Below are 10,992 nucleotides of genomic sequence, written 5' to 3' on the forward strand. Positions count from 1 at the left end.
ATTTTTTATGATGAAATAAAAAATTTTAATGAAGAAAAAGTTATTTCATTATTTTCAAGTTTCGTTAAAGTGCATGTATTTATAATCACTATGAGACAAGGAGCAGAATCCGAAAAAATTTTTGTAAATTAGAAAATTGCATTTCAAAAATAAGTTAAACGTTTATGGAGGGTTATATGAGCGAGAAAATTTATTACTGGTCTCCGATTAAGCATTGGGAGAAGTTGCATAATGAAGTTTTGATAGGGGAAATGAGATTTACAGGTATTCTGTCTGAGTGGTTTCCAGATTTTTATTTTATGGCTCAAAAAGGTGTGAAAATTAGTGAACTAGTAGAGCGCTTTTCGTTAGGAAATGTAGAAGAGACACAAAAAAACATAGAGCTCATGATAAAAAATCGTGTGTTAGTAAGTAATATATTACACCCAAGAGAAGTATTTTCTTCACAAGAAAAGATTTTTTCAAATCCATATAGCAACCAGATTCGCTTTTCTAAAGAAAAGTTAGATAAGTATATGAGTGAACAATTAAATCGCACGCACGTTGCTGCACGGTCGACCGAAATTCAACTTGAAACAACAAATGAGCTACCTACTATAATCAAGGAACGTAGGTCTTGTCGTCAATTTGATATGGAAAAACATATTAGTTTTTCGGAATTTTCCCGATTCTTATCAACTCTAAAACAGGTTAGGGAAGAAAAAATATACTATCATTACGCAAGTGCAGGCGGGCTCTATCCCATTGATATCTTTGTTTATGTAAAACCAAAACGTATAGAGGATATGAAAGCTGGATTTTATTATTATAACCCATCAAAAAATAGTCTTGTGATTGTAAACAACATTGATCAAGTAATCAAAAGTGATCATGAGTTAATTAATCAGGATTTATTTACTCAATCTGCCTTCTCAGTTTATTTGGTTTATAATGCGAACGCTTCCATCCCGAAATACGGTTCAGATGGATATTTATTTGCTTGTATTGAGTCAGGCATTATCACTGCTACCTTAAATATGGTTGCTGAGACATTAAATTTAGGGGTTTGTTCAGTTGGTCATATGAAATTTGAAGATATTCAGCAATTTTTATGTTTGGATAGTCATCAAGTGTTTCTCCATGGGCTTGAAGTTGGCTTGAAAATTAACGAGTAGAAGAAATGAATATTAGGGGGATAAAGATAAAAATGCACATTAAAGATCGAAGTTCGATTCATGAAAATAAAGAAGTAGAAGCGTTTTGGAAGGAGCAATTATCTTCCGAGATTCTCGATTTTTCTGTATTTAAATTTAATAGCGATTACCAACTAAATAAAGAAACACCTTGTGAATACGTTCAAGTCATAGTGAATGTAGAATTTAGTAAAAGTATACAAAAAATAAGTAAGTCTCAAGATTTATTATTATTTAGCTGGTTTCAAGCCGCTTTAAGGGTTTGTTTGGCACATTATACAGATCAAGAAAGAATTACTATTGGTATTCCTATAATTGAAAAGAATCTTGAACAAAGTGAGAATCTTAATAAGTTGATTCCTTTAGGAAGTGAAATCCAGCCGCATCACACCTTTAAACAATTAGTAAATGAGATTGAACAAACGACTTTATTCGGGTATGAAAATCAGGAGTATCCGCTCTCTGAATTATTAGTTAAACACAATTTAACTCCTTTTCAAATTGTAATCGGGATGGAAGGATTACATAATGAAAATTCGCTAGAAGAATACGCAGAGAATAATTTAGCCCTATGGATACGAAGAAAATGGAATGAAATACATAATGAATTTGAATTTCAAATTTCTTGCAAGTCCCGTTCATTCTCTTCTTTGCAACAGTTTGCCAATTCGTATTGTTATGTTTTAAAGCAAGTTTCACAAAATCCGAATTTGGCATTGAAAGATATTTGTATTATTGCAGAAGAAGAAAAAGAGTTGTTAGAAGGATTGAATACTTTTCAAACAGGCATAGACTTGTTTCAATCATTTCAAGATTTGTTTGAAGCGCAAGTATTAAAAACTCCAGATCAAATTGCTGTTGTTTGTAATGATCAATCTTTGACATATAGAGAATTGAATAAGAAAGCGAATCAATTGGCTTCTATTCTTCAAAGTAAAGGTGTTTCAAAAGAAAGTATTATTGGCGTTATGGTAAATCGGTCATTAGAAATGATTATTGGTATGATGGGGATTTTAAAAGCAGGAGCAGCCTATTTACCAATAGACCCTAACTACCCAACTGAACGAATTGAATATATGTTACAAGATAGTCAAGCAAAATATTTACTTAGTAAGCGAACAGAGGAAGTATTGCCACAATTTGCAGGTGAAGTACTGTATCTTGATAAAGAATATCTTTTTCAAGGTGAAGAAAGTAATTTAGTACGAGAACATAATCCTAATGATTTAGCTTATGTTATTTACACATCAGGATCGACAGGAAATCCAAAAGGGGTAATGATAGAACAAAAATCGCTAGTTCATTTTTTAAATGTAATGAGAGAAAAAGTAAAAGCTAATCAATCATTCTTGTTTCTTGCTAGTGTATCTTTTGATATTTCCTTGTTAGAAATATGTCTTCCTTTAACGCAAGGTTCAAAAGTAGTAATTGCTACAGAGGACCAGTTTGCAACAAAAGAATTGGCTCATTTGGTCAAAAAACATAAGGTGGATTTATGGGAATCAACGCCATCGCGAATGGAAGTGATTTTGAGTGATCCAGAAGGGGCGATTTTTCTAAAAGATTTAAAATCTATTTTGTTAGCAGGAGAATCATTTTCCATTGATTTGGTTGAAAAAATTCGTTGTATCAGTGAAGCAACAATTTTAAATATTTATGGTCCCACAGAAACAACCATTTGCGCAACAGTAAAAGAGTTGAGCACTTCCAAAGAAGTTACGATTGGCAAACCTAACCCGAATTATCATTCCTATATATTGAATAAGTATGGCCAATTAAAACCATTTGGAATTCCCGGTGAACTCTGCATTGCTGGCGTAGCGGTAGCACGAGGGTATCTTGGTAAAAATAAACTGACAGATGAAAAGTTTGTACCGAGTCCTTTTGCGGCAGGGGAAATGATGTATCATACAGGTGATCTCGTTCGTTGGTTGCCTAATGGAGAACTTGAATATTTAGGTAGAATGGATCATCAAGTGAAAATTCGGGGGTATCGGATTGAATTAAGAGAAATCGAAACTCAATTAAGGGAATATCCAGAAATAAACCAGGCTATCGTTGTTGATCAAGTGTATGGAAATAGGAAATTATTAGCTGCCTACTATGTATCGGATAACAAGGTGTCTTTTGGTGAAATCAGAAAATATTTAAGTGATAAATTACCTGAGTTTATGATTCCTGAAAAAATGATTCAGGTAGAAGAGATTCCATTGAATCCAAATGGAAAAGTGGATAGAAAAAGATTGTTGGATATAACACAAACAGATTATGTATCAATTCCATACGTTGCTCCGCGCAATGAAATTGAACAAAAATTAGTGCGTGCATGGGAAAAAGTTATGGAGATCGAGGGAATCGGTATTCATGATAATTTTTTTGCATTAAAAGGAGAATCTATTAAAGCACTTCAGGTAATTAATTTATTAAGAAAAGACGGCTTAAAAATAAGTACAACAGATTTTTTTAAGCACCCCACAATCGCTCAACTGAGTTCTTGTGTAAAGCTAGAGCATAAAGAGGAAAACCTTGAAAGTAGACCAGCTCATGTTAAAGATTTGTCTAAGCCATTTTCCTTAACAGAAGTTCAGACCGCGTATATGATAGGACGGAATTCACAGTTTGAATTAAGTGGTATTTCCCCTCAAACATATTTTGAATATGAAACAGCATTGGATATCAATCGTCTTTCAAAAAGTTTTCAAAAGGTAATTCATCGTCATCCAATGTTGCGAGCTGTAATTTTACCAGAGGGAAAACAGCAAATATTACAAAGCGTTCCTGATTACGAGATTGAAATAGTGAGTCTCATAGATTTAGATGATAGGAATCAACATGCTCGCTTACAAGAAGAGCGTTCTCGAATGACTAACCATGTATTCCCTTTGGGGCAATGGCCTTTGTTTGAATTGAAAGCTTTTCTTTTAAAAGAAGACACGTATTTATTATGTTTTCGATACGATGCTTTATTAATGGACGGAGCAAGCATGAACATTGTTGGACAGGATTTGTTGCATTATTATTATAAATCAAATCAAAAATTAGAATCTTTATCTTTTGATTTTCAAGATTATATGTTTATCTATGATGAAATGGAACAAAGCGAAGAATATAAAACAGCAAAAGATTATTGGACAAGTAAGCTTCCTGACTTTCCGTTTGCACCTTCTTTGCTGTTAAAAAAGGATCCAGCAGAGATTGCTACTCCTAAATTCCAATCACTTACAAAAATCCTGGATAATAAAAAATGGACAAAGCTACGAAAGTTAGCACAAGAGAAAGAGGTAACGCCTTCCGCTCTACTTTGTACAATATATGGTGATGTGTTGGCATATTGGAGTAATCAACGTCGATTAGCAATTAACTTGACTGTATTTAACCGTTATCCTGTTCATGATGAAGTAGAACAGATTGTTGGAGATTTCACATCACTTATTTTATTGGATGTTGATGTAAAACCAGAGCAAACTTTCTTTACTAGAGTAAAAGAAACGCAAGCTACTTTATTAGATGGCCTTGAACATCGTCATTACGATGGAGTTAACTTTATTCGAGATTTTACTCGATATCATCAAATGACGCCAAAAGCAGTTATGCCAATCGTTTTCACCTCGATGTTAGCAGGTGCAGGTGCTTTCTCTTGGGAACAACTTGGTTCTCTTCGCTATATTCATGCTCGGACTCCACAAGTGTATTTGGATAATGTAGTAATTGAAAAAAATGGAGAGTTATTAATTAGCTGGAACTATGTTGAAGAGTTGTTTGATGTTGATGTAATAGAAGCAATGTTTTCCCAATTTGTTGACTTATTGGAACAATTGGTGAAACAAAGCGATATAACATCTTTGCATATGAAAGAATCGGATCAAACTCTAATTAAGCAATACAATGAAACAACAAAAAAAATACCTTCAACTACTCTGTATCAATTATTTACAGACCAAGTAAAACGTACGCCGGATGAAGTAGCGGTGGTATTTGAACAAGAATGGTTAACATACTCGGAACTTCATAAACGTTCTAATCAAATTGCCCACTTCTTAAAAGAGCAAGGTATTGGTCTAGGTGACAAAGTGGGTCTTTTAGCAAAAAGGCGAGTTGACACAATTGTTAATATGTTAGGTATTTTAAAATCAGGTGCCGCTTATGTTCCGATTGATCCCGATCATCCTTTAGATCGCCAAACATATATTTTAAAAAATAGCTCATGCAAGCTTTTATTAGAACCTAGTCTTTATGAAGAAAATCATTTTTCATTTTATACAACAGAAGATATGCCCGCTATTGCTGGTCCAGAAGATATTGCCTATATTATATACACTTCAGGAAGTACAGGAAAACCAAAAGGAGTAATTATTACTCACCAAGCGGTTACAAATACTATTCAAGACATAAATCAAAAATATGAGGTGAATGAAGATGATCGTATTATTGGTATCTCTTCCATGTGTTTTGACCTATCTGTATACGATATTTTCGGAGCTTTAAGCACAGGTGCAATGTTAGTAATGATTCGTGATCCGAGAGACATGCAAGAATTAATCCGCACTGTCGAACGTAGAGGGATTACAATTTGGAATACAGTGCCTGCAATCATGGATTTGGCATTGGAGCAAGTAGGTTCTCATTTTGAATATCCTTCTTTACGTTTAGTTTTACATAGTGGAGATTGGATTCCGCTTTCTTTACCAGAAAAAATAAAACGACATTTTCCGATTGCAGAAGTAGTCTCACTAGGAGGGGCAACAGAAGCATCGATTTGGTCAATTTATTATCCGGTCAAACAGGTGGAATCACATTGGAATAGTATTCCATACGGGATGCCCTTGGCAAACCAAACGTATTATGTGTTGAACTATGAAAAGAAAATGTGCCCTGTTGGTGTAATTGGAGATTTATATATCGGGGGAGTGGGCCTTGCTAAAGGATATTTAAATGATGAAAAGAAAACAAATGAAGCGTTTGTGTCACATCCTGATTTTGGTCTTATATATAAAACAGGAGATTGTGGAAAAATGCATTCTGAGGGATATATTGAATTTTTAGGCCGCCAAGATTACCAAGTGAAAATTCAGGGATATCGAGTAGAGTTAGAAGAAATCTCTCATTGTCTTCTAACTTATAAACAAGTCGAACATGCTATCGTAATTGATCAAACAGATGAGAACGGAATAAAATTTTTAGTAGCATATGTGGTAACTGAGCAAAATATTAGTACAACAGAACTACGAAAGCATTTGCGAGATCACTTGCCAGATTATATGATTCCTTCTTATTTTGTTTATTTGGACCAATTACCCCTGACTCCAAACGGGAAATTAGATAGAAAAGCGCTACCTACTCCGGAGAAACAAAAAAATGAAGTATTTATTGCCCCAAAAACTGAAATGGAAAAAATATTAACTAGTATTTGGCAAGAAGTACTCAAAATAGATCAGGTTGGAGTAAATGATCATTTCTTCGCCTTAGGTGGAGATTCGATAAAAGCGATTCAAGTGTCCGTCAGACTGTATCGACAAGGATTCGAGCTTGAACCAAAAAATATATTTTCATTTCCTATATTAAGGGACATGGTTCAATTTGTTAAAAAGCTAGACCAGTTTTCAAGTTCACAAACAAATGATGTAAACATAATGAACGATAATAAAGCTACATTACTAAATGTTAAAGATAAACAACTTAATCAACATACACTTAACAAAATACAAGAAAAAATGCCGGATATAAAAATAGAACGTATTTACCCGTTAGCACCTTTCCAGGAAGTTATTTATGAGCATGCTACGAATGAACCTGATACAAATGCATATTTTGAACAAACAATTTGGGCACTTGAGGGGGAGCTGGATATTAAACTCTTTATTCAGTGTTTCCAACAATTAGTTGATCGTCATGATTCTTTAAGAACAATAATTGTGCAAGATGAACAAGCAAAACCTTGGCAAGCTGTTCTATATGATGTTCAAATAAATTCAGAAATAAAAAACTTGATTGAGATGACGAAACAAGAACAGCAAGAATTCCTAAAACAGTGGATGAATGAAAATTTAAGTCGAGGATTTAAAAATGATGAACTTATGACACGTCTCTGTATATTCCAACTAGGTAATAACGAGCATAAAGTAATTTGGAGTTCCCATCATCTATTATGTGATGGTTGGAGCGTCAGCATTTTGATAGACGAATTATTCCAGCTCTACGAAACTACAAATGCCGGAACTACGGCGGGGTTACCCATGGTAAAACCTTTTGAAACATTTATAGATTGGACTTTGGCACAAGATCATGAGAAAGCACGTCATTTTTGGCGAGATTATTTATCAGGATACAATCAGAAAATTAGTATTCCTAAAAAGAAAGTCCCATCTAAAAGTGAAGGGTTAAACTTCACTTTTATGGATTTAACATTAGACAAGGATTTGACTGATCAGTTACAGACATTTGTAACTAAAAATAATATAACTATGAATACGGCATTACTAGCTGTATGGGGAATATTGCTTGGCAAATTCAACGGAACGAGAGAAGTAGTATTGCCTAATCTAGTATCAGTCAGACCTCCCGAAGTAGAAGGAATTGAAAATATGTTCGGTCTGTTCACAAATGTTTTGCCTATCCGATTAGCATGGACAGAAACGCAATCTTTTGTGGACTTCCTGCAAAAGGTACAACTAGAGACATTGAAATGTAATGAGTATGCATACTATTCATTTGTTGATATACAAAAGCAAAGTGAATTAAAAACTGAGTTGACTGACCATCTTTGGGTTTTTGAAAACTATCCAACTAATCCAGCAATCTTTTCTTCAAATGAAAACAGACATTTTGCTATCACGGATTACGAAGTTGTTGATGAGCCACATGTAAAGTATGGAATTATGTGCTTCCCTGAAGAAAGACTTACAATAAAGTTTGGATATGATCAAACGGTATATGAAGCAGAGAAAATACAGGAAATATTAAATCACATCCATGGGTTAATCAACACGATTCTTCAAAATCCAATACAAACAATTTGTGATTACAAATTATAAAAAATGAAAAGGCGAGCAAGAACTCGCCTTTTTAAATAGAATAGGAGTAAATCAAATGACAAAAAAATTACAGTTATCAGCCGAAGAAATGCGTCAGTTAGGATATCAAGCGGTTGACTTGATTGTTGATCATATGAATCATTTAAAAAGTAAACCAGTTTCAGAAACGATTGATAGTAATATTTTTAGAGACAAGCTAATTGAAACGATTCCGGAAAACGGATCTAATCCAAAAGAATTACTTCATTTTCTTAATAACAATGTGTTTAATCAAATTACTCATGTGGATCATCCTCATTTTATGGCTTTTGTGCCAGGTCCTAATAATTATGTTGGTGTATTAGCAGATTTTTTAGCAAGTGGGTTTAATGTATTTCCTACAGCTTGGATAGTAGGTGCAGGTGCCGAACAAATTGAATTAACGACAATTAACTGGTTAAAATCAATGCTAGGATTCCCTGATTCAGCTGAAGGACTATTTGTCAGTGGTGGTTCCATGGCTAATTTGACTGCACTTACTGTAGCGAGACAGGTCAAGCTGAATAATGACATAGAAAATGCGATTGTTTATTTTTCTAACCAAACTCATTTTTCTGTAGATCGAGCACTTAAAGTATTAGGTTTTAAACAGCATCAAATTTGCCGAATTGAGACAGATGAAGACTTAAAAATTTCAGTTAGTACTTTAAGAAAACAAATAAAAGAAGATCGATTAAAAGGGAAAAAACCATTCTGTGTTATTGCTAATGCAGGGACAACGAATTGCGGAGCGGTGGACTCCCTCGATGAATTGGCTGATGTATGTGGTGATGAAGATATATGGCTACACGTGGATGGGGCTTATGGGGCTGCAGCAATTCTCAGTGAAAAAGGAAGGGAGTTATTAAGTGGAATTCATCGTGCCGATTCTTTAACGTTAGACCCGCATAAATGGCTTTTTCAGCCTTATGATGTTGGTTGTGTACTTATTCGAAATAGCCAATATTTAAGTGAAACATTCCGTATGATCCCAGAGTATATTAAGGATACAGAAACTAATATAGAAGAAAAAGTGAATTTTGGGGAGCGTGGAATTGAACTTTCTCGTAGATTTAGAGCATTAAAGGTATGGCTTTCTTTTAAAGCATTCGGAGTTACAGCTTTTCGTGAGGCAATTGATCATGGCATTATGCTAGCTGAACAAGTTGAAGAGTTTTTAAGGAAAGAAAAAGATTGGGAAGTAGTAACACCTGCCCAATTAGGAATTGTTACTTTTCGTTATATTCCATGTGAGCTAACATCTACAGATACAATTCATGAAATAAACAAAAAATTGGTGGAAGAAATTAATCAAAGAGGATTTGCTATGCTAAGTACGACTAAATTAAAAGAAAAAGTAGTAATTCGACTTTGCTCTATTAACCCAAGAACAACAAAAGAAGAAATACTTCAAATCATGATGAACATAAAAGCATTAGCAGAGGAAATAAACACATCGCCTAAACATCTTATATCTGTTTCTCAACCTTGATATATTAGGCGGATTTTACATATTAATAGCCAATTCTTATTTAGAATCGGCTATTATATTTAAATGATAAATACATATATACTATTTATAAGTGTTTCTCTTGTAATGGGATTAAGCCTCAACCTTGGATACTCGTTTGAAACCAGTCTTTATTGCTTGTACTATTTCGTTCACAGCATAAATAGATACATCGGCATTTGGATTTAACCCTTCAAACCAGTGATAGGCATTTGGATATAAATGAAACTCCACATCAACACCAGCTTGTGCTAGTTTGCTTACATAGGTTAATGTTTCGCTGCGGAATGGATCTAATTGACCAACAAATGTGTAAGTATACGGTAAGTCACTATAATCCTCAGCTCGAGAAGGTGCTGCATAGGCAGGGATTTGATCCGTTCCATACATTTCTCCTAAATACATTTTCCAGCCAGCTTCATTTGCCTTTTGGTTCCAAACAAATCCCTCTTTAATTTCATTCGCTGAAGGTGTATCATTTCTGTCATCAATCATTGGATATAGTGGCATTTGTAAACAAATTGAAGGATATTTTCGATCTCGTGCTAATAATGATAATGCTGCTGTTAGTCCACCGCCAGCGCTTACTCCTGCAAGCCCAATTCGATTCGAATCAATGTTTAATGACTTTGCATTATCAGCAATCCATTTTAAAGCTGAATAACAATCCTCAATTGGTGCTGGGTAAGGGTGTTCAGGTGCTAAGCGGTAGTCTACAGACACGACCACACAGCTAGCTTCTTTTGCAAACCTCATACAAATATCATCGTTATCATCTATAGACCCTAAGATATAACCTCCACCATGTATCCATAATAAGACAGGTAAAGATTCATGATTTGATTTTGGACGATAAATTCGTAATGGTAACGGATTATCATCAGGCCCAACAATGACTTTATCTGTTAAAGAAAGAGAGTCATCAACAACGGTAGGTGGTCTCATTTGAGCTATTCCTTCTCTGATTGATTGCAAATTTTCTGGGCGTAAATCGAGATCCGGAAACATCTCTAATCCTTGTAATAATTCTGGATTTACTCTAGTTTTCATTTTAGCACCTCTATTTGTAATTGTTTTCAAATAAATGAAGTGTATTCTAAGTAGTTTAATTGTGAAAGAACACCACAATTAAATTGTAAATTGGATATGTTATAACGGTCAACAGAATATTCGGAAATTAAAACCTTTCTCAAGAAGGAGTTTCATGCAATCAATAATACAAGTAGTGGATTTAAGAGCAAAGTGGTTTAATGTCGTTGTA

At 34.2% G+C, this 10,992-nt stretch carries 4 protein-coding genes; 3 read left to right on the forward strand and 1 reads right to left on the reverse strand.

The window, feature by feature from the left end; translation table 11 throughout:
* The first annotated feature begins 176 nt into the window (after positions 1–176).
* Genes ACQGSG_RS22465 through ACQGSG_RS22475 form a run of 3 tightly spaced genes read left to right on the forward strand, consistent with a single transcriptional unit; the run spans position 177 to position 9,713 of the window.
* On the forward strand, positions 177–1,154 hold the full coding sequence (locus ACQGSG_RS22465; protein ID WP_116291444.1) for a SagB/ThcOx family dehydrogenase: 978 nt from the start codon (positions 177–179) through the stop codon (positions 1,152–1,154).
* Positions 1,155–1,186: 32 nt separating this feature from the next.
* A complete protein-coding gene (locus tag ACQGSG_RS22470) occupies positions 1,187–8,203 on the forward strand; it encodes a non-ribosomal peptide synthetase (RefSeq protein WP_325843091.1) in 7,017 nt (2,338 codons plus the stop codon).
* A 55-nt stretch (positions 8,204–8,258) separates the two neighbouring features.
* Positions 8,259–9,713 (forward strand): pyridoxal phosphate-dependent decarboxylase family protein, encoded by a 1,455-nt coding sequence (locus tag ACQGSG_RS22475; protein ID WP_000162820.1) that lies wholly within the window; start codon positions 8,259–8,261, stop codon positions 9,711–9,713.
* Between the two features lie 111 nt (positions 9,714–9,824).
* Here ACQGSG_RS22475 and ACQGSG_RS22480 read toward each other — a convergent pair whose 3' ends face one another.
* Complete coding sequence (locus tag ACQGSG_RS22480) at positions 9,825–10,781, reverse strand: alpha/beta hydrolase (protein ID WP_061655549.1); 957 nt, start codon at positions 10,779–10,781, stop codon at positions 9,825–9,827.
* Positions 10,782–10,992 lie beyond the last annotated feature (211 nt).

Source organism: Bacillus sp. GMa5/1, from assembly GCF_050172015.1.
Lineage (GTDB): Bacteria > Bacillota > Bacilli > Bacillales > Bacillaceae_G > Bacillus_A > Bacillus_A cereus.